The 22,362-nt window shown below is 41.8% G+C and carries 19 protein-coding genes, 1 tRNA gene and 2 pseudogenes; 15 read left to right on the forward strand and 7 right to left on the reverse strand.

Features of this window, described 5'->3' with window-relative positions:
* Positions 1 to 160 precede the first annotated feature (160 nt).
* The gene (locus tag V7K48_RS09580; protein WP_335071805.1) at positions 161 to 511 is read left to right on the forward strand and encodes a hypothetical protein; all 351 of its coding nucleotides are present in this window, start codon (positions 161 to 163) and stop codon (positions 509 to 511) included.
* Between the two features lie 112 nt (positions 512 to 623).
* Here V7K48_RS09580 and pyrE read toward each other — a convergent pair whose 3' ends face one another.
* Positions 624 to 1,247, reverse strand: a complete 624-nt coding sequence (gene pyrE / locus V7K48_RS09585) for an orotate phosphoribosyltransferase (protein WP_335071807.1) — start codon at positions 1,245 to 1,247, stop codon at positions 624 to 626.
* A 100-nt stretch (positions 1,248 to 1,347) separates the two neighbouring features.
* Between pyrE and V7K48_RS09590 the strand changes: the two genes are divergently transcribed.
* Positions 1,348 to 1,782 carry a hypothetical protein gene (locus V7K48_RS09590; RefSeq protein WP_335071809.1) on the forward strand — a complete coding sequence of 145 codons (435 nt, stop codon included), beginning with the start codon at positions 1,348 to 1,350 and terminating at the stop codon, positions 1,780 to 1,782.
* Positions 1,783 to 1,980: 198 nt separating this feature from the next.
* Here V7K48_RS09590 and V7K48_RS09595 read toward each other — a convergent pair.
* Positions 1,981 to 2,053 (reverse strand) — tRNA-Ile (locus V7K48_RS09595).
* A gap of 295 nt (positions 2,054 to 2,348) precedes the next feature.
* Here V7K48_RS09595 and V7K48_RS09600 point away from each other — a divergent pair.
* The gene (locus V7K48_RS09600) at positions 2,349 to 3,050 is read left to right on the forward strand and encodes a hypothetical protein (protein ID WP_335071811.1); all 702 of its coding nucleotides are present in this window, start codon (positions 2,349 to 2,351) and stop codon (positions 3,048 to 3,050) included.
* Positions 3,051 to 3,329: 279 nt separating this feature from the next.
* Entirely contained in the window at positions 3,330 to 4,724 is a 1,395-nt protein-coding gene (locus tag V7K48_RS09605) for a hemolysin family protein (protein ID WP_335071813.1), read from the forward strand.
* 45 nt (positions 4,725 to 4,769) lie between these two features.
* Here V7K48_RS09605 and queC read toward each other — a convergent pair whose 3' ends face one another.
* Positions 4,770 to 5,447, reverse strand: coding sequence for a 7-cyano-7-deazaguanine synthase QueC (gene queC, locus V7K48_RS09610; RefSeq protein WP_335071815.1), 678 nt, complete (start codon positions 5,445 to 5,447; stop codon positions 4,770 to 4,772).
* Positions 5,448 to 6,134: 687 nt separating this feature from the next.
* Here queC and V7K48_RS09615 point away from each other — a divergent pair.
* The 9 genes and pseudogenes from V7K48_RS09615 to V7K48_RS09655 all read left to right on the forward strand — a co-directional run bounded on the left by V7K48_RS09615 (position 6,135) and on the right by V7K48_RS09655 (position 15,812).
* Positions 6,135 to 7,217 carry a Gfo/Idh/MocA family oxidoreductase gene (locus tag V7K48_RS09615; RefSeq protein ID WP_334971684.1) on the forward strand — a complete coding sequence of 361 codons (1,083 nt, stop codon included), beginning with the start codon at positions 6,135 to 6,137 and terminating at the stop codon, positions 7,215 to 7,217.
* Between the two features lie 329 nt (positions 7,218 to 7,546).
* Positions 7,547 to 8,281 (forward strand): annotated as a pseudogene (locus V7K48_RS09620) (IS5 family transposase).
* A 20-nt stretch (positions 8,282 to 8,301) separates the two neighbouring features.
* Positions 8,302 to 8,787: pseudogene (locus V7K48_RS09625) on the forward strand (DedA family protein); the annotation flags it as partial.
* Between the two features lie 238 nt (positions 8,788 to 9,025).
* Positions 9,026 to 10,195: a ParM/StbA family protein gene (locus V7K48_RS09630; protein ID WP_335071817.1), complete on the forward strand. Its 1,170-nt coding sequence runs from the start codon at positions 9,026 to 9,028 to the stop codon at positions 10,193 to 10,195.
* A gap of 5 nt (positions 10,196 to 10,200) precedes the next feature.
* Positions 10,201 to 10,680: a plasmid segregation centromere-binding protein ParR gene (locus V7K48_RS09635; RefSeq protein ID WP_335071819.1), complete on the forward strand. Its 480-nt coding sequence runs from the start codon at positions 10,201 to 10,203 to the stop codon at positions 10,678 to 10,680.
* A 224-nt stretch (positions 10,681 to 10,904) separates the two neighbouring features.
* On the forward strand, positions 10,905 to 11,609 hold the full coding sequence (locus V7K48_RS09640; protein ID WP_335071821.1) for a hypothetical protein: 705 nt from the start codon (positions 10,905 to 10,907) through the stop codon (positions 11,607 to 11,609).
* Positions 11,610 to 11,729: 120 nt separating this feature from the next.
* The gene (locus tag V7K48_RS09645; RefSeq protein WP_335071822.1) at positions 11,730 to 13,166 is read left to right on the forward strand and encodes a phosphoglucomutase/phosphomannomutase family protein; all 1,437 of its coding nucleotides are present in this window, start codon (positions 11,730 to 11,732) and stop codon (positions 13,164 to 13,166) included.
* Between the two features lie 79 nt (positions 13,167 to 13,245).
* The gene (gene rdgB, locus V7K48_RS09650) at positions 13,246 to 13,830 is read left to right on the forward strand and encodes an RdgB/HAM1 family non-canonical purine NTP pyrophosphatase (protein ID WP_335071824.1); all 585 of its coding nucleotides are present in this window, start codon (positions 13,246 to 13,248) and stop codon (positions 13,828 to 13,830) included.
* 254 nt (positions 13,831 to 14,084) lie between these two features.
* Positions 14,085 to 15,812, forward strand: coding sequence for a caspase family protein (locus V7K48_RS09655; protein WP_335071826.1), 1,728 nt, complete (start codon positions 14,085 to 14,087; stop codon positions 15,810 to 15,812).
* A 278-nt stretch (positions 15,813 to 16,090) separates the two neighbouring features.
* Here the strand turns inward: V7K48_RS09655 and V7K48_RS09660 are convergent, their stop codons facing one another.
* The 4 genes from V7K48_RS09660 to V7K48_RS09675 form a co-directional block, all read right to left on the reverse strand.
* Positions 16,091 to 16,429: a P-II family nitrogen regulator gene (locus V7K48_RS09660; protein ID WP_012410794.1), complete on the reverse strand. Its 339-nt coding sequence runs from the start codon at positions 16,427 to 16,429 to the stop codon at positions 16,091 to 16,093.
* A 353-nt stretch (positions 16,430 to 16,782) separates the two neighbouring features.
* Complete coding sequence (locus tag V7K48_RS09665) at positions 16,783 to 17,370, reverse strand: hypothetical protein (RefSeq protein WP_335071827.1); 588 nt, start codon at positions 17,368 to 17,370, stop codon at positions 16,783 to 16,785.
* 482 nt (positions 17,371 to 17,852) lie between these two features.
* Entirely contained in the window at positions 17,853 to 18,674 is an 822-nt protein-coding gene (gene thiD, locus V7K48_RS09670; RefSeq protein WP_335071829.1) for a bifunctional hydroxymethylpyrimidine kinase/phosphomethylpyrimidine kinase, read from the reverse strand.
* Between the two features lie 43 nt (positions 18,675 to 18,717).
* Entirely contained in the window at positions 18,718 to 18,927 is a 210-nt protein-coding gene (locus V7K48_RS09675) for a hypothetical protein (RefSeq protein ID WP_335071831.1), read from the reverse strand.
* Positions 18,928 to 19,281: 354 nt separating this feature from the next.
* Between V7K48_RS09675 and V7K48_RS09680 the strand changes: the two genes are divergently transcribed.
* Positions 19,282 to 19,473: a hypothetical protein gene (locus V7K48_RS09680; RefSeq protein ID WP_335071833.1), complete on the forward strand. Its 192-nt coding sequence runs from the start codon at positions 19,282 to 19,284 to the stop codon at positions 19,471 to 19,473.
* Between the two features lie 260 nt (positions 19,474 to 19,733).
* Positions 19,734 to 22,136 (forward strand): choice-of-anchor D domain-containing protein, encoded by a 2,403-nt coding sequence (locus tag V7K48_RS09685; RefSeq protein ID WP_335071835.1) that lies wholly within the window; start codon positions 19,734 to 19,736, stop codon positions 22,134 to 22,136.
* Positions 22,137 to 22,362: the final 226 nt, after the last annotated feature.

A 22,362-nucleotide genomic window follows, 5' to 3' on the forward strand; every position in this document is an offset into this window, starting at 1 on the left:
AATTAGTTAGTTAAATATAATTAAAATTTTAACAGCTACAAACGAATAATTTGAGTTAGAAAATATCAGATTTCACTACATATTTACCACTACCATTTTTTGTAATAGCGATCGCCATACTGATTTAATCGCTACAACACAGGAATTATTGAAGCAGCTGGTGAGTGCAGGGGTATCACCGTGCGATATCATGCGCCGTTCCAACTGTACAGGTGCGCTACAATATATTGCCGAATTAACCTGGATTTTATTTTTACCTATACTCGATGAACACGAACAAGAAGAAATAGAAAACGCCGATGCTGTCGGTTTTAACTTTACCCGATCATTAGAACCGATTGCGATCGCTAATTTAGTATTGCACGGCGCAGTGTATGACCTGAAAGCAGTAAACCCCAATCCTAAAAATGAAGAGGATACCCATACACCAGAGGAACTGTTGAATTTTATTGAAATGAAAGGGCGTAAAATAGCGGATATTTTGGCGAGGTTAAGGACAAAAAAACATTAATTTATTAAGACGACATTTAATTAGTTAGCCGACACCTATTATTTCATATTAAGGACTTCTACCAATTTGTAATTCTTAATTACGAATTACGAATTAGTACAAGTCCTATTGTTCATAAATTTGCAAGTTGTCGGAAACGTTCTTGAACTTCCTGAATCGAAAACAAAGTTTCAAACTTCAACCCAGCTGACTGGTACAACTCACCTCCCCCTTGCTGGCGGTCTACCAGTGCAATTACTTGATTCACGGTATAACCTGCGTCTTTAAGACGCTCAACTGCTTTTAGAGCAGATTGCCCAGTTGTGACCACATCCTCTAACACTACTACTTTTGCACCTTCTGCTAAATTGGGGCCTTCTATATAAGCTCTTGTCCCATAACCCTTGGCTTCCTTGCGAATAATCAGCGCTGGTATCGGTCGGTTTTCATAAACAGAAACTAGACTCACTGCTGTCACAATTGGGTCAGCCCCCAATGTTAAACCACCTACAGCCTGTGTATCTATAGGTAGCAAAGTAAACACCATGCGCCCAACTGCCAAAGCGCCTTGAGGATGGAGTGTTACCTGTGTCTTGTTAACGTAATAAGAACTACGCAGCCCAGAAGAAAGGAGAAAATCACCTTCTTGATAAGCAAGTTGGCAAAATAAATCTAGTAGCTTGTGGCGCAAGGTAGTCAAATCAGCAGTGGTTGCCCAAATATCTGAATAGGTAAGAGTTTCAGTAGGATACGTCATTACAAAACATTAAAAGTTGTGCTACACCAAAGGTTGAACTCATGAGAGTTCTGAAATTAAGCATAAATTAAGATTGCCCAAAAATTGAGGAGTCAGAAACGTGCAGATAAAATTAAAAACCTTTGGTGGTTTATTGGTGCTGCTTGCTGCTAGTATTGCTTTTCCCTCTGTTGTATCTGCCCAAACCCAAACACCCAATTATCAAACTACGAATGATGTATTTGAACAAGCTTATTTTCGTCACGATCGCAATTTCTACGAAAATGGCAGCCTCAAGCGTCAGCTAGACTCATTTCTAGGATCTGGTTCCAGTTTCGGTGGTTCCTTCCCAGAAAATGAAATTGCCCACGATGCTGAGTTGGTTAACACTTTATATCATGATGTCCTGACTCAGCAAGTTGGCAACGATCCTTATCTTCGCACTCCTGATTTACCAAATCCTTATGACACGTCGCTGATGATGTCTCCTCGTTTGAATAGCAACAAACTCAAAGTGGGAACTGAATTCAGGTTTGAAACTTTACCACCTCCGTAACAGTCCTACCCTATGGAGTCATTAGTCCTTAGTTCCTTGTCATTTGTCAGCAACTAGTGACTAATGGCTAAATTACCAAATCATGACTGGAGGAGTCTAACAAGGATGTCAATGCTCAAGAGAATGTAGTATTACTCATGTCCCAATCATCTTTGAGGGTCTGGTAACATAACACGTTATTGCTTTTTAACGATTCAGTGCGCCCTGCTGGAATCGAACCAGCCTGAAGGCGAATTATGAGTTCGCTGCCTCCCCAATCGGCCAAAGGCGCTTGTTTTGTTGGGTTTCGGGTTACTATGAGTCAATTACTTCAACTCTTAGGTTAACCTTGTTTGCTAATTTTAGAGTGAGGAAAATATCTCATGCACTGAGTTTAGCTAATTCCATGATTATAGCGTAAATTTACTGCTTGTGAATACTGGACAATAGTTTACCAGATTTTTATACTACATAATTTGATCATGAAATAGTGCAAACTAATATTGATTAAGTTCCTTTAAGGATTGAGGTCAAAAGCTTCACTATTCTTAAATAGACCAGCATTCGTTTGTGATAGCTTGTCAGCGATGAAAATAAATTCTACTGTACTTCTTACTTTGATTTTGTTAATCCTAATGTTGGGAGCAGGTTCTGTGAGCGCATTTTTGGGGTTTGAACTGGGGAGTTCAGCACTTAAAGGCGTTACCACACCAGATGGACGTCCCACAACAAAATTTGCCAGCAATAAGACAAATAACTCTCAACAGGGAGGGCTAGTACTATTAAAAGAGGAAGAGATTCTGAAAATTGTCAAGGCGCGAATTGAGGGTAAGACCAAGGCTGCTAAATCAGAAAAGCTAGAGGACGATGATGAAGAAACCAATAGCAGCAAGCAGAAGCCAGAGGAAAAACCGCCAGCAGTGGTTGAAGAGAAACCCCAGCCAGGTTTTCCGGTTACTGCCCAGAGTCAGGGTGTAACCATGTCTGTGCAATCTGCCCGCTATTCTGGTGGTGATCTGCTACTGAAAGTGAAAATGCAGAACAAAGGTAAGGATTCTGTGCGTTTCCTGTATAGTTTTTTAGATGTTACCGATGATAAAGGACGAACCCTGAGTGCTAGTACAGAGGGTTTACCAACAGAATTGCCTGCAAATGGGCCAACCTTTTCCGGTACAGTGAGCATTCCCACAGCTTTACTTGATGATGTCAAGAAGATATCACTGGCTCTGACTGATTATCCCGCTCAACAATTGAAGCTAGAGGCATCGAATATTCCTGTAGAAAGGTAGGAGAGACAATTTTAGATTTTAGATTTTAGATTTTAGATTGGGCACATGGTACTAGTACCGCTACGCAGAAGTCAAAAGTCAAAAGTCAAAAGTCAAAAGGGTTGTATTCTGAACTCTTGCGCCATTTTGAATGGTTGGTTTATTTACGCGCCCGCTGTACTAGACAATTTGCCTAATCCCTAATCTCCAAAACTTAATCCAAAATCCGTCTTGGAAAGTTCTGATCGCCCGAAACCGGCGCTCAGACTTTCCGCAAAATCCAAAATCCAAAATCCAAAAATGGGGGGCGTGAGTTTTACACGAGCTTTGGCGGTGAGTGGTTTTCCTAATTTAATTTGGACAGACGTGGCGCTGCGGTTGTTGTCAGTGCTAGTGCTGATTGCCATAAATGCCTTTTTTGTGACGGCGGAATTTTCGATGGTGAGCGTGCGGCGATCGCGTATTCACCAGCTAGTTAAGGCTGGGGATATTCCAGCGATCGCTGTGGAGATGCTACAACGTAGTATTGACCGACTGTTATCTACCACCCAGTTAGGTATTACTCTCTCTAGTTTGGCACTGGGATGGATTGGCGAAAGTACGATTGTCGTGCTGGTGAATGCATGGTTAAAATCCTGGCCTTTACCCAGTGGAATGACTACCTTTCTAGCCCATTCCCTATCAATTCCCATCACCTTTTTCTTAATTGCCTATTTGCAAATTGTGATCGGAGAACTATGTCCCAAATCCTTAGCCATGCTGTATTCAGAACAGCTAGCTAGGTTTTTGGGGCCTTCGGTAAAAGCGATCGTGCGTTTTTTTGGCCCCTTCATCTGGATTCTCAACCAATCAACTCGTTGCTTTTTGCGGATTTTTGGCATCCAATACACAGGTCAAGGCTGGAGACCCCCTGTGACTCCCGAAGAATTGCAACTGATTATCTCTACAGAATGGGGGTCTACTGGTTTACAGCGTGCGGAGAGAGAACTGCTCAATAATGTCTTTGAGTTTGGGAATATCATGGCCCAAGATGTGATGATCCCCCGCACCAGTATTGTCACGCTGCCAAAAGATGCTACTTTCCAGACATTACTTAAGGAAATGGCTTCCACTGGTTACTCTCGCTATCCGGTGATTGGTGAATCTTTGGACGATGTTCGCGGCATTGTTTATTTTAAAGATTTGGCACAACCTTTGGCTGTAGGAAAGCTAAGTTTAGACACACAGATCCAACCTTGGATGCGTCCCGTCCGGTTTGTTCCGGAACACACATCCTTGAGTGAACTTTTGCCAATGATGCAGCAAGAGAAACCAGCTATGGTCATGGTAGTGAATGAGTTTGGCGGTACTGTGGGACTAGTGACAATCAAAGATGTTATTGCCGAAATCATTGGTGACGCCAGCGAACCTGAAAACAGTGACGACTTACTGATTCAGATGTTAGATGAGCAGAAATTTTTGGTGCAGGCACAGATCAACCTTGAAGACCTCAACGAAGTTTTGCATCTCAATTTGCCCGTGACAAGAGAATACCAAACACTGGGGGGCTTTTTGCTGTATCAGTTACAGAAAATTCCTGCTAAAGGCGAAACCTTCTGTTATCAAAATCTCGAATTCACTGTGGTGTCAATTATTGGCCCACGCCTGCATCAAATTCAACTGCGACGCTTAGAAGAGTTAGGAGTTGAGAGTTAAGAGTTAGGAATTAAAACTCCTCATTCCTCACTCCTAACTCCTCACTCAAGAAGCATACGCCAGTGGATCAATGAGTTCTAATTCCGCAAAAGCTGCTAGCCGCAAGCGACAAGAATCACACACACCGCAGGCGACATCTCCACCGACATAGCAAGACCAAGTTAGCTCCCAAGGAACTCCCAATTGGTTCCCCAGTTGGATGATTTCAGTTTTTTTCAGGTTGATCAGGGGTGCAACAATATTAATTGGTTGTCCCTCACGCCCTTGTTTAGTTCCCAGGCGAAATACTTCCTGCATTGCTTGGATATAGTCGGGGCGACAATCAGGATATCCTGAGTAATCTAAGGCATTGACGCCGATATAGACACGTTCTGCTGCGATCGCTTCGGCGTAACCAAGAGCAAAGCTTAAAAAGATGGTATTACGAGCCGGAACATAAGTGACAGGAATATTTTGAGACATTTCATCTAGAGAACGCTCTTGGGGTAAATCAATGGCGTCATCGGTAAGTGCTGAACCGCCCCATTGTCGTAAGTCAAAATTAACCACCTGATGTTTCACGATCCCAGCTTTTTGAGCGACAGTGAGGGCTGACTGTAACTCTCGTCGGTGTCGCTGCTGGTAATCAAAGGAAATAGCATGACATTCACAGCCATCAGCCTTAGCTTTGTACAGAATTGTGGAAGAGTCTAATCCCCCAGATAACAGAATTACAGCTTTCATTTCGGTTGCAAATTTTAGATTTCAAATCGCCAAATCATACCTTAACAAGATGCCAGGAAGCAACGCTAAAAAGACTCCTGAATTCCTGTTAGTTATGGCAAACAACACTGCATCCTACATATTCCAGAGAAACAATCCACACCAGTTTCTCTCAAAAAGCAGTGCAATGTTTTCTCTTCTCTACGAAAGGCTGCACGAACGTGTCTACAACAGGTGCTGCAAATAATCATACAAAATTATTTCAGATAATCAGTAATAGTAATTCCTAAGAGCATTTTTTTGAAAAAAAGTATAAGTGTTATTGTTTGATTATTTTGTAATTTTAGTAGTGTCAATTGGATATTGATCTTGGTAATTAATTGCCTAACTGTAACCCAGAGTAAAATCCGAAGAAAGGAAGCCAACCCCTAAAACTTGGGAGAATTTACACTTAGGTCTTACTGAATTTTCTAAAGTTAATAAAAAGACATATATTCTTTGTAGAAAGTGCAAAATCCAAAGTAAACCCGAACTATCTATACAAAAGATATCTGGATTACGGGAACCGATCACAAACTTTGAAATTCTTCATAAACATAGGCTCTATGTTACCATCTGGATGGTTTTAGACGGATCGTAACTGGCTTTCGAGTATAAACGCCAACGGCCGTAGCGTCTCTAAATTTGGTGGTTGAGGAGATAATAATAGTGCAAAATAGCATGTCAGTGGCAGAACCGAATCCATATACACAGCGTAACCAGCCACGACCGATCCGCATAGGCGTGATTGGAGTGGGTAACATGGGACAACACCACGCTCGCGTGCTGAGTTCAATGAAAGATGTTGAACTAGTCGGAGTGGCAGATATTAACGTCGAGCGAGGGTTAGAAACAGCCAGTAACTACAAGGTGCGTTTTTTTGAAGATTACTGTGACCTGCTACCCCTTGTGGAAGCAGTTTGTGTAGCTGTTCCCACCCGCCTGCACTACGCCGTGGGCATCAACTGTCTTCTTGCAGGAATTCATGTTTTGATTGAAAAACCGATCGCAGCCAGTATTTCTGAGGCAGAGTCTTTAGTAAATGCCGCAGCTGAGTCTGGGTGTATCCTGCAAGTAGGTCATATTGAGCGTTTCAATCCAGCTTTTAAAGAACTGAGCCAAGTGCTGAAAACTGAAGAATTGCTGGCGCTAGAAGCCCACAGAATGAGTCCTTACTCGGATCGGGCAAATGATGTTTCGGTTGTGCTGGATTTAATGATCCATGACATTGACCTACTTTTGGAATTAGCTGCTTCCCCAGTCACGAAATTGACTGCTAGCGGGACTCGTGCCTTGGACTCTGGTTATTTAGATTACGTAACCGCCACCTTGGGATTTGCCAATGGTATTGTTGCTACTCTGACTGCCAGTAAAGTCACCCACCGAAAAATTCGCCGGATTGTTGCCCATTGCAAAAATTCATTTACTGAGGCAGATTTTCTCAAGAATGAAATTTTGATTCACCGACAAACGACTGCCAATTCTCTCACCGATCACCGACAAGTACTTTACAGGCAAGATGGTGTGATTGAAAAAGTCTACACCAGCAATATTCAACCCTTAAGTGCAGAATTAGAACATTTTGTCAACTGTGTACACGGTGGCAATCAACCCTCAGTGGGTGGTGAACAAGCTCTCAAAGCCCTGAGATTGGCAAGTTTGATTGAGCAAATGGCGCTGGAAGATCGAGTTTGGAATCCATTAGACTGGGAATCGGAACCAAGAGTACAATCATTGACCCCGACAGCCTAGAACAAGAAGAGGGGGACAAGGGGGACAAGGTAAAATTTACTCCCTTCTCTCCTCCTGCTCTCTCATCTCCCCCACAGCATCAACCTCAGAAGAAAACCCTAAAGTATGTTTTTAAATTTGCCAGGACTTACGCAACTGGCACAGGGCGATCGCATTTTTATAGTAAATACGTACTAAATAAAAGTGGTATAGCCAGATGGCATTGCTGAAATTAGTAACAGTAATCGCCTGTCTTAAGTAGGACTTACGCAAGAACTCTCTGAAACTCTTATTTCTCCGTGTCCTTTGTGGACTCTGCGGTTCGATTTTCTGTTACCTGTGCGTAAGTCCTGTACCACTTGAAAACGGGGTGTCAATGGAATATGCTTCCAGGGGACTTTCCTCCAAGCTCAACAGTTCACAGTTACTACCGGAAATGGCACAAACTTGGGGTTTGGCAACAATTGAACCATACACTACGTAACCAGATTTGGGAGCAGAATGGGTAGGTCAGCCCAACGAACTGCATTTGTGTAGCGTGCCAGAGGCAATCGCAGCAGACAGTCAGTTGGTGAAAACGACCGAAAAAAGGGAGCCAGCGTGTTGCCGGGGTTCCCCCCGTTGTAGCGACTGGCGTGGGAAGTATACGGCTTTGATGGCGGGAAACTAGTCAAGGGACGCAAACGCCAAACCATAGTTGATAGTCTGGGACTATTACTTAAGAGTTGTGGTCAGTGAAGCAAACGCTCCCCTATTGAGTGCTTGCAGCCTATGCTTTGATGGAACTGCTAGAAGAACATCTAGAAGTCTTGGAAAAAGTCGAGGTCATGTGGGTTGATTCTGGCTATAACGGCGATAAGTTTGGCCTAGCGGTGTGGCTGATGATTCAATCTCATGTTGAGGTAATGTAGCATACAGGAAAAGAATTTGAGGTTTTACCCAAACGCTGGGTAGTAGAAAGAAGATTTGGATGGTTTAACCAATGTCATTGTCTTAGTAAGGATTATGAGCGTCTTCCGGAGATGAGTGAAGCTGCCATATATGCTGTTATGACTCGTGTTATGTTACGTCGTCTTGTTGTCTAAAGATTTACTTTATACCAGGAGGGGCAAAGCTGAATATTATTGGTGTGTTTTTCGCAGGACTTTTGGGCTCTGTATTGGGCGCACTTATTTGGTATTATCCGGGTAAGCTTTTTGGCGAAACCCGTTTGAAAGCTTAGGCTGATAAGTATGGTAAATGGCTGGCTCTATCTAGTAAAGATATTACCAAAGCCAAAGAGTGGTTTGACTGACAAGGTAGAAAAGCAGTATTAATTGGTCGCCTTGTACCGGGAATCCGCACCTTGATTTCTGTTCCCGCAGGGATCAGCAATATGCCCTTGCTACCATTTCTGTTTTTTCTGTTTTACACAACCTTAGGTAGCGCTGCTTGGGTGGGTTTGCTAACATACTCAGGATACATATTGGGTAGTCAGTATGAACTTGTGGATAAGTACCTTGCTCCTGTATCCAAAATCGTACTTGGGGGTCTGGTTTCGGCATTTGTTTTCTGGATATTCAAGCGCCAGTTAAGACGTACTAGAAGATGAAACACGGACGCTTTTGGTTTGAAAGCAGTGAAAGCAGGGGTTACATCTGGCCAAAATTCGCCTACACTATGCCAAATAATACTAGATGTAAGTTGGCAAAGCCCACGGAGGTATCGCCAGAATTAATTTTTGGCATATTTCTAGCTACACTTGACGCAACCTAGAATTTCTGGTTGCTCGCATTTTTGTAAGATGAGCATGACAATTTTTTACAGTTAAGTTTGAACTAGGAGCTTTCATGACAGACCAACCTTCCGCCGCTAACCCGATGAATAGTGCTGCTATACCCATGAATAGGCAGCCGTTAGCATCGACGACTCCCATAAATGCTGTTAATAATAATCTTCCTTCCGGTACCAAGCTAGGCGGTGGTTCCGGGAAAACCATTCTCAGTGTTGATTTAGGCAGAACTTCCACAAAAACTTGTGTGAGTCGCGAACCCGGCAATGTAGTGTTCGTACCTGCCAATGTGAAGCAGATGTCAATAGAACAAGTACGCGGTGGTGTTTTTGAAGCCAGGGCTACTGACCCCTTAATGGATTTGTGGCTGGAGTATCAAGGAAATGGATATGCTGTTGGTCAACTGGCAGCAGATTTTGGGGCGAATTTAGGAGTCGGACAATCTAAGGTAGAGGCTGCACTGGTAAAAGTGTTAGCAAGTGCTGGCTACTTCAAACTCAGAGACGATATCTCAGTCGTACTGGGTCTGCCTTTTCTTTCCTTAGAGCAATTTGAAAAGGAAAAAGCCCAGTTGATTAGCCAAGTAGGTGGTCCTCATGTGTTGAACTTCCGCGGTGAATCTGTGTCGCTGAATGTCAGTAAGGTATGGGTAATGCCAGAGGGCTACGGCAGCCTACTGTGGTCTGAAGCTCAACCGAAAAAAAGCCCTGGCAGTCCCGATTTTACAAAAATATCGGTAGCGATCGTCGATATTGGACATCAAACCGTCGATCTTTTGATGGTAGATAACTTCCGTTTTGCCAGAGGTGCTTCTAAGAGCGAAGACTTCGGTATGAATAAGTTTTATGAATTGGTGTCCGCCGAAATCGAGGGAGCAGATAGTCAATCTCTAGCGCTGATTTCCGCTGTTAACAAACCCAGAGGTGAACGCTATTACCGTCCTAAAGGTGCTAGCAAGCCCACCAACCTAGACGATTTTCTTCCTAACCTCACAGAGATGTTTTCTCGCGAAATCTGTAGCCGTGTGCTAGCCTGGTTGCCAGAACGCGTCACCGATGTGATTCTCACTGGCGGGGGTGGTGAGTTCTTCTGGGACGACGTTCAACGTCTACTCAAAGAAGCAAAGATTAATGCTCATTTAGCAGCACCTTCCCGACAGGCGAATGCTTTGGGGCAGTATATTTATGGAGAGGCACAATTATCCTCCAATCGCGCTGCTAGGGCATAAAGCTGATGTTCCAATGGTCAAAAAAGGTAGTTAAATCCGTCACGTTCAACCCAGAGCTTGCTGATGAAAGCTTGTTAGCGCAAGTAGAAAGTTATTTGGAAAAACAACCAGACAAGACTTTCAGTGACCTCTGTAAAGAAGCCTTGTGGCAATCTTTATGTGTACCGGAATCTGTACGACCTGGTCCACAAACAGCAGTAACAACACCGATTGAACAACAAATTGGTGAACTGCAACGTCAAGTGGCTGGACTTGAGGAACGTTTTTTTGCCAAGGGATCTAATCGTTTGGAGGCGATGGAACATCATCTACTGCAACTTTCTCAACAAGTTGCACAATTGGCGCTCATAGTCAATGATCGATCATTCATTCAGTCTTCAACTCAATTAGAAGTAGTAAATAATACTTCTCATACTGCTGCTACCCCTCCTCAAGAGGTTGACCCCGTAATCAGTCGCCTTAGTCAGTTTCTCGATGATTTTTAAGGAACAATCACGTTTGTGAGCAGTTTGTGCTCCTCTCAACAATCCTTAATAGTTAATACTATTAAGGATTATTAATGTTTATATATAGAAAGAGATTTGTATCGGTGGGGCGATTGCTCATAATAGCAAATCATCAGGACAATCCCAGTTCAACTATTCTAATTATTTGATGCCAAAGCCTAATTTACAAACAAATGTTGGCTAACTCTTAATTAGATAATATCATGGCTAATTCTTATACTAATATTATTGTCAAAGGACAAAATCAAGAAGTTTTACTTAATTATCTTGAGAGCTTAAAAATAAATGCTTATGTTTCTCCTTTTATTAAGGATATTGCAATTGTCTATCCTGAGCTAGCAGAGAATGATTCTCAGGATCTTTTTAGTTTAGCTTCTCTAATATCAAGTCAGTTTAATAACTATACTTTAGCAGTATTAAATCATGATGAAACTGTTTTTCATTATCAGCTATATGAATGTGGTAAGTTAGTAGACCAGTATCTCTCTAATCCCAGATTTCACGATTTGGAAGCTGAAGATATTCTCAAAGGAGGAAATGCACAAAAACTTTGTAGCGCTTTTAAGCTAACAAAAGCTGTTAAGAAGGTTAAAGCAATTCTAGAAGAACATGGAGAAGGAATTTATCTATTTTCCTCAGAACGCCATAAGAAATTAGTTAAGGCACTTAAAATTCCTTTTTTCTGGGCAACTGAGAGCGTAGGAGGATATATTTATATTCAGAAAGGCGCTATTACCCCTATGACAGAGAAAGAGCCTACACCAGGATTCGCCCTCTCTATGTTGAAAAAAACTAAAAGTGTGAATAGTCAAAATATTTTTCCGATCGAAGCCAAATCTCCGTTAGAAACTCTCTTAAAAGTTAAACAATACAATTTCCCACTGCCCAAACTTCGCCAGCAGATGTAACACACAAATTTGCTCACTTTTGTGTTAAATATTATTAGTACATATTTTTACTAGATTCTTTTTTTACTTTATACACTGTATAAATGCTAGAATCCTCAAGTAGACAGTTAGGATACCTAGATGCCAGTTGTAACTAACTCAATCAAGTTTGGTACAGACGGCTGGCGGGGCGTTATTGGTGACGAGTTCACCTTTGAACGTCTAGCCCTGGTCGCGCCAGTTGCCGCAAAAGTATTATATGATACATATTATTCTACGGTTGATAGCCGGACAATAATTGTCGGTTATGATCGCCGATTCATGGCCGAAGACTTTGCTCGTGCTGTCGCTGATACTGTCACCGCTGTCGGATTTGATGTGCTCCTGAGCGAAACCTTTGCCCCAACCCCAGCTTATAGTTGGGCAGCAAAACAACTCAATGCTTTAGGAGCGCTAGTAATTACAGCCAGCCATAATCCAGGTGCATATTTAGGTTTAAAAGTCAAGGGTTGTTTTGGTGGATCGGTACCGCCAGAAGTCACAAAAGAGATAGAAGCGCAGTTGTCGGTGGGAGTACCACTAGCAGCTACCCCAGGCAAGCAAGAGAAATTCGATCCCTGGCCCAGTTATACAGAAGCATTAGAAGGTAAAGTTGATATCGCCAAACTTCGAGAAGCGATCGCATCTGGCAAATTGACCTTATTTGCCGATGTTATGCATGGTGCGGCTGCCGGTGGATTGGCGAAACTACTAGGTAATCAGGTTAAAGAAATCAACTCAGAACGTGATCCCCTATTTGGTGGCGGTGCGCCGGAACCCTTACCTAAATACCTTTCAAAGTTATTTGAAGTCATCAAAACTCACCGAGAAACCGATGAATCAGGTTTAACCGTGGGGTTGGTATTTGATGGAGACTGCGATCGCATTGCAGCGGTGGATGGAGAAGCCAACTTCCTAAGTTCCCAAGTATTAATCCCGATATTAATCGACCACTTAACCTTAAGGCGCGGCTTTACTGGTGAAATAGTCAAAACTGTTAGTGGTTCCGACTTGATGCCCCTTGTAGCAGCACAACATAACCTGTCAGTATTTGAGACAGCAGTTGGTTATAAATACATTGCTGACAGAATGTTAGTAGCAAAAGTATTGCTGGGTGGCGAAGAGTCGGGAGGAATCGGCTATGGCAGCCATATTCCCGAACGCGATGCACTGTTGTCAGCATTGTACGTTCTAGAGGCGATCATAGAATCTGGTTTGGATTTAGGTGAATATTATCGTCACTTGCAGAAACAAACAGGGTTTAGTTCAGCATATGATCGCATTGATTTACCCTTAGCAAGTATGGAAGTACGATCGCGCCTTTTGCAACAACTACAAACCCAACCCTTAACGGAAATTGCCGGGTTAGCAGTGATTGATTGCCAAACAATTGACGGCTACAAATACCGCCTCACTGATAAAAGCTGGTTAATGATTCGGTTTAGCGGTACTGAGCCAGTTTTACGCCTCTACTGCGAAGCCCCGACAATTCAGCAAGTGCATCAAACTCTTGCTTGGGCGAAACAGTGGGCGGAGTAAAATTAGTGAGGAGTTGAGAGTTAGGAGTTATTAATTCCTAACTCATAACTCATCACTCCTAACTAATAATTCGTAATTCATGACATTACTTGTAGTAGCCACAGGAAATCCAGGTAAATTACGGGAAATGCAAGCTTACCTGGAAAATTCTGGTTGGGAATTAACCCTAAAACCTGAAGAATTGGAAATTGAAGAGACGGGCGAAACCTTTGCTGCCAACGCTTGTCTTAAAGCCTCACAAATTGCTAAAGCCACAGAAAACTGGGCAATTGCTGATGATTCGGGCTTGCAAGTAGATGCCCTAAATGGCGCACCAGGAGTGTATTCTGCACGTTACGCCAAAACCGACTCAGAACGCATTGCTAGGGTATTGAGAGAATTAGGTAACAAAGTCAATCGGCAAGCTCAATTTGTTTGTGCAGTAGCGATCGCTCGTCCTGATGGTGCGATCGTATTACAATCTGAAGGTATTTGTCGCGGCGAAATTCTCCATACACCGTGTGGTAATGATGGTTTCGGCTACGATCCAATTTTTTATGTGCAAGAGTTGCAATTGACCTTTGCTGAGATGACACGGGAGTTGAAGGGATCAATTAGCCATCGAGGCAAGGCTTTTGCTGCTTTACTTCCCCAACTATACACATTGTCTAGTCCTGAGTCCTGAGTTAGGAGAAGATAAATCACCATTTGGCTTTACTAATTTTAAATTGACTTCAAAATAATTATGTAGAAATTTAAAAAATTGGATGGACTAGAGAAAAGGAAAGCAAAGACATAAGCTTAACCTCTTGTTAATATAGTTTTACCTTGCTTGATTATGGGGAAATATAATAATTTGCAAAGCATTTCAAATTTCCACCATTTTTATAACAAATCAAGCAAGTATAATTACGATTTAAATCATATAAGAATTTACATATGCTGAAGCTAGCATTGTTAATTGGAGTAAGTAAGTATGAGTCTGGTTTAGCCCCTTTAGTTGCTGCCAATAGGGATGTAGAGGCAATGCAGCAAGTGTTGGGAGATCCAGAAATTGGTGGTTTTGATGAAGTAAAACCTCTGATAAATCCTGAGCGACAAGTGATGGAGGAAGCAATCTTTTCCTTGTTTGCAAATCGTGAAAAAGATGACCTTGTACTACTGTATTTTTCTGGACATGGAATTAAAGATGATAGTGGTAATCTTTATTTAGCAAGCTGTAATACCCGCAAAGAGCAAGAAAAGTTGGTTCAGCCAACTGCGGTAGCAGCAAGTTATGTACAGAACACGATGAGTGATAGTCGCTCTAAACGACAGGTGGTGATTCTTGATTGTTGCTTTAGTGGTGCTTTTAGCCAAGGAATGAAAGTTAAAGATGACGGTTCCATACCTATTAAGCAACAATTAGGTGGAGAAGGACGAGCTATTCTTACCTCTTCAACTTCAACTCAGTATTCTTTTGAACACCCAGGATTTGAACTTTCTCTTTATACACATTTTTTATTTGAGGGTCTAAAAACTGGCGTAGCAGATTTAGATAGTGATGGTAATATTTCCATTGATGAACTACATATATATGCTAGCGAGAAAGTTCAAGAGACTGCTCCTGGAAAAATGAAACCTGAATTTTATCCAGTCAAAGAAGGTTACAAAATTTTATTAGCTAAAGTACGTATTAATGACCCCAAGTTGGAATATCGTAAAGTAGTTGAACGTTATGTTATAAACGGCGAATTTCCTAAATTTACACGTAAGCTACTAGATTTAAAGAAGGATAATTTAAAAATAAGTTTCTCGGAAGCAAGAATAATTGAAAATGAAGTTATTAAGCCTTACCGAGAATACAATGCCAAATTAAAAGACTATCAAGAAATGCTATCAGAAGCAATTCAGCATTTTTATCCTTTAGATAATTCGATTATTAATGATTTTAAGTTAATTGAACAAGACTTGGGACTTAGAGAAAAAAATGCAGTTAAAATCCAACAAAAAATTATTGCTAAACGGGAAGTAGGATTTTTAATATCTTTGGCTACTAGCATTTTTGAGAAGCTTGGATTTGAGGAATATTTCATAAAGAGTAAAGGTGTATACCCTCCATATGTAGCTTATAAATTCAGGCAACCTAGAGAAGATAATGAATTTTATCAACTTGTTTTACTTCAACGAAATGATGGTCTAGATATTTATCTTCTTAAAGAGGTTTTGAATATTAGTTTATTAAAAATAAAATGTTGGGAATATAACGACTTTACGAGAGAAGCAGACACTTTAACAAAAGGCATTTTTTTGATATTACCTAGTAAAACTGATATCTTTTTAGATTCACTTCACCCTGTGTATGCAGATTTCTTTAAAGGTAAAGTACAAGGTGATTTTTCTCTAAATCGATTTTACCAAGATGAATATGGAGAAGAAGAATGCACTAAGCCTAAATTTTCCTTAGTTGAATTTCCGTTTGAGATAATGAGTAACAGAAGAGATAGCTATTTGGTAGTTAGTGACAATGAACTTTTTACCAATACTTGGAAAATATCTATTAGATCCCGCGAAGTCCTAGAAGAGGTTATTGATTATTTATTCCAGCAAATGACAATACAAGGTTTATTACAGCCACTTTCCAGTCCTATTGGTAACACTGAAAACCCACCTATGAGTAGTAGTTGAACGAATAATGTATGCTAAGGAATCTCATTGAAGCCCGACCCAGCAACTAGATTGTACAGCATTAGTAAATGAAAATATAAACCATAAGACAAAAAGTGCAACTAAGTAAAAAACTCTCGTTGCTATTTCTTACTTTTTTGTGTCCATTTCAAACTCAATAAAAGGCGTTGCTGATTTAAGAAATGAAAGACTATCTCAAAGTTAACATTTTCGATATATTTCATCCTACTATTCAGCAAGGCCCACCATACTGGTACTCAGTACTCAGTATTTATTACTCAAACTGCTTCTGTGTTCTTTTCTCCGGTACGAATCCGAATCACTTGCTCAACAGGCGAGATGAAAATTTTACCATCGCCGATTTCACCAGTGCGGGCAGCGGCAATAATTTTGTCCACCACCATATCAACCTGATTGTCGTCAACTACGATTTCCACTTTCAGTTTTTGGAGAAACTCAACGGTGTACTCAGAACCGCGATACCGTTCAGTTTGGCCTTTCTGCCGTCCGAACCCCCGAACTTCAGAAACAGTCATGCCAACGATACCAGCGTTAACTAAGGCAATTTTCACCTCATCTAGCTTAAATGGGCGGATAATAGCTTCTACTTTTTTCATCTTCTTGACTCCTGACTTCTACTAGCTTCGTTTATATATCTAACCAGATCCGCTGTCTGAAGCTGTAACTAGCAGTGCTTTTCCTAAAACATATGTAATAATTACCACTTTTTAAAATGTAGATGCTTCGCCTGAAGGTTTGGGACATGAGAAGTGGCAAGGATTTATTAATTGGATAATCTTTGAGGTTCTAACATAAAGAAGTTGCTGTCAAGTTATTATTTTATGTAGCTTTTATAACCTAAAAATAGATAAATTACGTCATTTAGCAGATATGCTCAAATATTTAGAGAGTGATTGCAGAGAAATTGCTCAGTAGCCCGAAAGCCTTCTGCTGACTGTGGGAGTGTCAACTAACGTTTCTGATGTTCAAACAAGGGACGCACAACGAAATATCCAGCACTAAAGGCAGTAAGCATGATTAACAAAATAGTGATAATTAACCACCACCCACTGACTTCCTTGGCATCTGGCTCAGTAGTGGAATAATAACTTACTTGTTGCTCTTCTATAAAAACTGGTTCTGGTATCGGGAAATTCATTTCCATTACAGGTGTAGAAAAGTCTTGGCGGCGACTTTTTTCGGGTGGCGCTTTGGGCACAACGGATGGACGCGAACGAGAAACCTGCTGACGTGGACGCACTTGGGTTACTGGCTGTTTAGTGGCACTTTTAACGTCGCCAGAAGCTTGGGTAGCATGGAAATCCACAAACTTTTGCAAGTGAGAAAAAGACTCAACGACTTTGGTAATTTCTTGGCGTAGTAGTTGATTCTCTTGTACTAATTGCTGATTTTGGGTAGTGAGTGCATTTAGCCTTGCCTGTACTGCTTGCAATTCTGTTGACAATTCCTTGTATACAGATAGTGGTACAGAGGGAGGGTAGGCTTGAGTAGTCGGTGTTGGCGAATTCCTGGGAACAGAACCTATGGTTGTTCGCATCGGGGGCTTGGTATTAAAAATCAAGGTAATTAGATCGTACAGAGATGCTAACAGAGATAGTCAGCCCTGAAACTATGCCCAAGAATAATAGAAAAATGCCGAAAGGGCAAAGATTTCTGATTAAGGATAGGAGTAGCCCTTTCAAGGTGGGTGGAAATTTTAATCCATAAATTCTTCTTTAACCTCTTATCTCTGTGTTCTCTGTGACTCTGCGGTGAAATAAATTATTTTTAAACCGCAGAGGCACAGAGATCGCTGAGAAAAACAATCTTATTTTATGAGTCATCTTAAAAGGGCTAGTCCTAAAGGATTAGGGATTGGGGATTGGGGAACACGCGGCGCTCTCTGGGGATAAGGGGCGATGGGGATTAGGTTAAAACCCTGCTTCTCGTGGGCGGATTTCTTCAATCTTAAAGAAGGTTAAAACACCGTCTCTAGTGGGCAGATTTCTTCCTCAGTCCCATTGATAACTAAGCACGAGGTTAATTTGGTAACAATGGGAAGAAATGTCCTACAGGGCCTTGTCCTTCGCCAATATCTAGGGCGTAAGTGAGTGCAGTAGTCACATACTCTTTTGCCTGTTGCACCGCCTGCCACAAGTCTTTACCCTTAGCCAGATTAGCAGCGATCGCAGCCGATAGTGTACAACCAGTACCGTGAGTATTTTTTGTCTTTACTTGCTGGCAAGTCAAAACTTCCAACTTGTCCCCATCAAACCAGATATCAACACCACGCATATCTCCCTGCATAGCTCCGCCCTTGACTAAAACAGCCTTTGTCCGTAAAGTCTTGTGAATAATTTCAGCAGCGGCTTGCATATCCTCCAAGGAATTGATTTGTAAACCGCTCAAAATCTGGGCTTCATAGCGATTGGGCGTGATGATAACCGCCTTGGGAATCAGGGCATGGCAAAGAGTCTTCACAGCATCATCATCAATCAATTGTGCCCCCGTACGTGACACCATTACTGGATCAACTACTAGATTATCAATTTGTAAAGCTTCCACCTGCTGGGCAACAGCAAAGATAATTTCCTGATTGAGCAACATTCCCGTTTTGGCAGCTTGTACGCCAATATCCTCAACTACTGCCTGAATTTGCGCCACAACAGCCTCTATTGGCATCGGATCAACCCGCCTCACTTCTAGAGTGTTTTGTGCCGTGACACAGGTTATGGCGCTAGCACCGTGGACACAGTGAAAAGCAAAGGTGCGTAAATCAGCTTGAATTCCTGCACCGCCACCGCTATCTGAACCAGCAATGGTTAAAGCAACGGGTATTCTAGAGTTTATTTCAGTGTTCATATTATAAAGATTAAGTAAGTTGGTGCCATCAAACCAAACTATCTCAAAGATGATCAACTAGGCTAAAACCCTCTTCCCTCGTGCCTGATCGCAACAACAAAGATTTACAGTAACCTACTTGCTGGCGAGATGGTCGTTGCTTGGCGTAGGCGTAGCTCACCGTCCCCTTTAGGATCTTGCTACGCGTAGTGGACGCAGCAGAAGGCATCGCTTCTTTAAAAATTTTTAGAGAAACTTCATCAAATCCTCGCACAAAGCGCTCTCCATCCCATATCACTCTGGAAATTAACAGGACTCTACCACGACACTTAGATAATTTTTAGTACTAAAACGCACTAGATTCAGAATATTCACTGATATCAAGTGCTATTTGTAAAGGTTAGTTTTAACTAAGTTCAAAACACTCAGTTACACCGTTTACAACAGGTTCGACTAAGTTGTTACATTAGTTCCCTTAAGTTAAGGGATCAACCTACTAAAGTTTCAACCAATTTAACTTTTACCACTGTAACTTTAACTCTCCAGTTATTAGCGAGGGGTGCATTTTACCATGCTGATTTGGCAACCTCCTGACCTAAGACAACGGATAAAGTTCAGAGGAATTACCATGCCAAATATGATCACTGTATCAAATATAGCAGATAGGAAAGCTAGCTTGCAAAGAGTAGCGATGTCTACGACGGGCTATTCGGCGTCGCGGCTGCTACAGATGAAAATACGATTCAATTCGACTCCATCCAGCCTTGCTAATCAGACGATGTCTGACAACAAGCCCGGAGGCGAAGCGTCTACACACTAATCGTCCGATCACCTTCAACAGAACACTGACGATTGACGGTATCGATACCCCTGGTTTAACCATCAACGGTTGACAAGAAAAGAAATTTTCAGTTTTACAACAGCGTTTCTACAACCGATGCGATTTCAAGTCGCGATCGGACAACTGTGACTGTCCTGAAAAGTTCAGACAGATGACCTGTGCAAATAGCTACTTAGCAACTGAGGAAAGTTGCTGAAAGTGTATTACCAATTCACCCTACACACATTCAGAGTAAACAGATGACTACATTCTACGTTTCTGGAACAGGCAATGATAAATTTAATGGCTTGAGTCAGGGAGGTGCATTTCGCAGTCTCCAAAAAGCTGCCGACTTGGTGAAGGCAGGTGACACAGTCTACGTCATGAATGGTACTTACACCTCACCTTATGCCAATATCCTGCATATTGCAGATAAGCATGGTAGAGCTGATGCGCCGATCACATTTACGGCGCTACCAGGACAGACACCTGTTTTACAAGCAAACGGAAAAAATTGGCAAGCTATATCAATTACAGGCTCGACATACGTAGTAATTCAAGGCTTAACATTGGTAGGAAATCGGGACAATATTACATTAAAGGATGCACTTGAACAGAAAGACAATTTAAATAATCCAGCAACATCTGGAAGTGGTATTTTCGTTACGGTCAGTATTGACAATCCAAATCAACATTCAAGTCATATCACAATTAGTAATAACAATGTTTCTAAGTTTCCTGGAGCAGGAATTGGAACAGCACTATCAGACTACATTACAGTAGAAAACAATGTCGTTTCTGGAAATTCTTGGTACTCACCTTATGGTACGCAAGGTATTACCATGCTCAACCTTTGGAACTCTGACAACAACACGACAGATTACAAAGTAATTATTCGAGGTAACACCTCTTTTGATAATAAATCTTTAATTCCTTGGAAGACAGCAGGAGCAATCACTGAAGGTCATGGAATAATGCTTGACACTTCTTATGATGGAAATGTTGCTTACACTGGTAAAGCCTTAATTAGTAACAACTTAGTTTACAACAATGGCGGGGCAGGTATTCAGATTTTCAAAGGAGAAAACCCTGTAGACATTGTGAATAATACAATTTACCAAAATTCAAAAGTACTTTCAGACGGAGAGATTTTCCTTAACGTTGCTAAAAATGTTCGAGTCTATAACAATATTCTGTATGGAAGCCAGGGAGAGTCTCTCATTTTCAACAATAAGTCTACTAATCTTACATTCAACAATAACCTTGCTTACAACGGAGTTTTTAACGTCAGAGGTTCAGGAAATATTTTAAACCAAAACCCGTTGTTTGTTAATCCAGCGAATCGTAACTTTAGTCTCCAACCTGGAAGTCCTGCGATCGATGCTGGTTCAAATGCCTTCAATAGCGTCACTAAGAACGTTCCTCAGGATGGTGATGGTAATGGCAGCGTAGTGATTGATATTGGTGCATACGAAGCCCCTCGCAGCCTCATCCCTACTCCAGAAATTGAAGTTTTCAATGGCACAGTTGACATTGCAGATGGCAGCACCACCGCCATTAACTTTGGCGACATCACTGTTGGTAACACCCTGACCAAAACCTTTACTATTAAGAACACCGGTATAGCCGCACTCAACTTGAGTGATCTCAAACTTCCCAACGGATTTAGTTTGGTCGGAACTCTTGCTGCTAGCGTGGCTGCTAATGCTTCCACCACCATATCGGTGGCACTCAACACTACTACACCTGGCACCTATGGTGGTAGCCTCAGTTTAAACAACAACGATAGTAACGAAAGCCCCTTTGACTTTGCTATTAGTGGCACGGTTAAACCCGCTCCTGCTCCAGAAATTCAAGTTCTCAATGGCACAGTTAACATTGTAGATGGCAGCACCACGGCGATTAACTTTGGCAACACCAGGGCTGGTAACACCCTGACCAAAACCTTTACTATTAAGAACATCGGTACGGCTGCACTTAACTTGAGTAATCTCAAACTTCCCAACGGATTTAGTTTGGTTGGTACTCTTCCGACGAGCGTGACTGCTAATGCTTCTACCACCATATCGGTGGCACTCAATACCACTACAGTCGGCACCTATGGTGGTAGCCTCAGTTTAAACAACAACGATAGTGATGAAAGCCCCTTTGACTTTGCTATTAGTGGCACAGTTAGTCCCGCTCCTGCCATTGTCGGTACTTCAGGAAATGATCAACTTTTTGGAGGCGATCCAGACGATACTATCTGGGGACAAGATGGTGATGACCGACTTTACGGCAATAATGGCAATGACCAACTTTGGGGTAATAACGGTAACGATACCCTGTTCGGTGGTCTTGGCAATGACCAACTCACTGGGGGTGCAGGCAACGACTGGCTTTACGGTGGTAAAGGCAACGATGTGCTTACCGGGGGCAATTATGGTGTTGACACCTTTGTATTGGCTTCTGGTGAGGGTACGGACTCCATTACTGACTTTGAAGTGGGTAGGGACAAGCTTGCGTTATCAGGTGGTCTTCAGTTTGGTCAATTGTCGATACAGCAACGAGGAAGTCAAGCCTTCATTGTGAATAGTTCTGATAATCAAGTGTTCGCGAAGTTGGATGGGGTTAGTGCGTCAACGCTCTTGGCTCAGGCTTCTACAACTTTTATAACTATTTGATTCTGTTTTCCGATGACCAAGCCTCGTCACAGTGGGTATAGGTGTGTAGAGGAATAACTAGAGAGAAAAGATTTGGTATTGAGCAACTAAATTTATTTTATGGGGTTTCTCTACACTTTAATCCCTGTCAAGATGACCACAACTTCTATTCATTCAATGTGAGAACTAGAAACTTCAAGATTAGAACTCGAAACTTCCGATAAAAACTTGGAATTCTAAGAGTTCG

It is taken from the genome of Nostoc sp. (assembly GCF_036919615.1).
Classification (GTDB): Bacteria; Cyanobacteriota; Cyanobacteriia; order Cyanobacteriales; family Nostocaceae; genus Nostoc.

Excerpts from the sequence above, each read along its gene's own strand:
- pyrE (WP_335071807.1), bottom strand. The coding sequence starts at position 1,247 with ATGACGTATCCTACTGAAACTCTTACCTATTCAGATATTTGGGCAACC.
- V7K48_RS09600 (WP_335071811.1), top strand. The coding sequence starts at position 2,349 with ATGAAAATAAATTCTACTGTACTTCTTACTTTGATTTTGTTAATCCTA.
- V7K48_RS09605 (WP_335071813.1), top strand. The coding sequence starts at position 3,330 with ATGGGGGGCGTGAGTTTTACACGAGCTTTGGCGGTGAGTGGTTTTCCT.
- queC (WP_335071815.1), bottom strand. The coding sequence starts at position 5,447 with ATGAAAGCTGTAATTCTGTTATCTGGGGGATTAGACTCTTCCACAATT.
- V7K48_RS09630 (WP_335071817.1), top strand. The coding sequence starts at position 9,026 with ATGACAGACCAACCTTCCGCCGCTAACCCGATGAATAGTGCTGCTATA.
- V7K48_RS09635 (WP_335071819.1), top strand. The coding sequence starts at position 10,201 with ATGTTCCAATGGTCAAAAAAGGTAGTTAAATCCGTCACGTTCAACCCA.
- V7K48_RS09640 (WP_335071821.1), top strand. The coding sequence starts at position 10,905 with ATGGCTAATTCTTATACTAATATTATTGTCAAAGGACAAAATCAAGAA.
- V7K48_RS09645 (WP_335071822.1), top strand. The coding sequence starts at position 11,730 with ATGCCAGTTGTAACTAACTCAATCAAGTTTGGTACAGACGGCTGGCGG.
- rdgB (WP_335071824.1), top strand. The coding sequence starts at position 13,246 with ATGACATTACTTGTAGTAGCCACAGGAAATCCAGGTAAATTACGGGAA.
- V7K48_RS09655 (WP_335071826.1), top strand. The coding sequence starts at position 14,085 with ATGCTGAAGCTAGCATTGTTAATTGGAGTAAGTAAGTATGAGTCTGGT.
- V7K48_RS09660 (WP_012410794.1), bottom strand. The coding sequence starts at position 16,429 with ATGAAAAAAGTAGAAGCTATTATCCGCCCATTTAAGCTAGATGAGGTG.
- V7K48_RS09665 (WP_335071827.1), bottom strand. The coding sequence starts at position 17,370 with ATGCGAACAACCATAGGTTCTGTTCCCAGGAATTCGCCAACACCGACT.
- thiD (WP_335071829.1), bottom strand. The coding sequence starts at position 18,674 with ATGAACACTGAAATAAACTCTAGAATACCCGTTGCTTTAACCATTGCT.
- V7K48_RS09680 (WP_335071833.1), top strand. The coding sequence starts at position 19,282 with ATGCCAAATATGATCACTGTATCAAATATAGCAGATAGGAAAGCTAGC.
- V7K48_RS09685 (WP_335071835.1), top strand. The coding sequence starts at position 19,734 with ATGACTACATTCTACGTTTCTGGAACAGGCAATGATAAATTTAATGGC.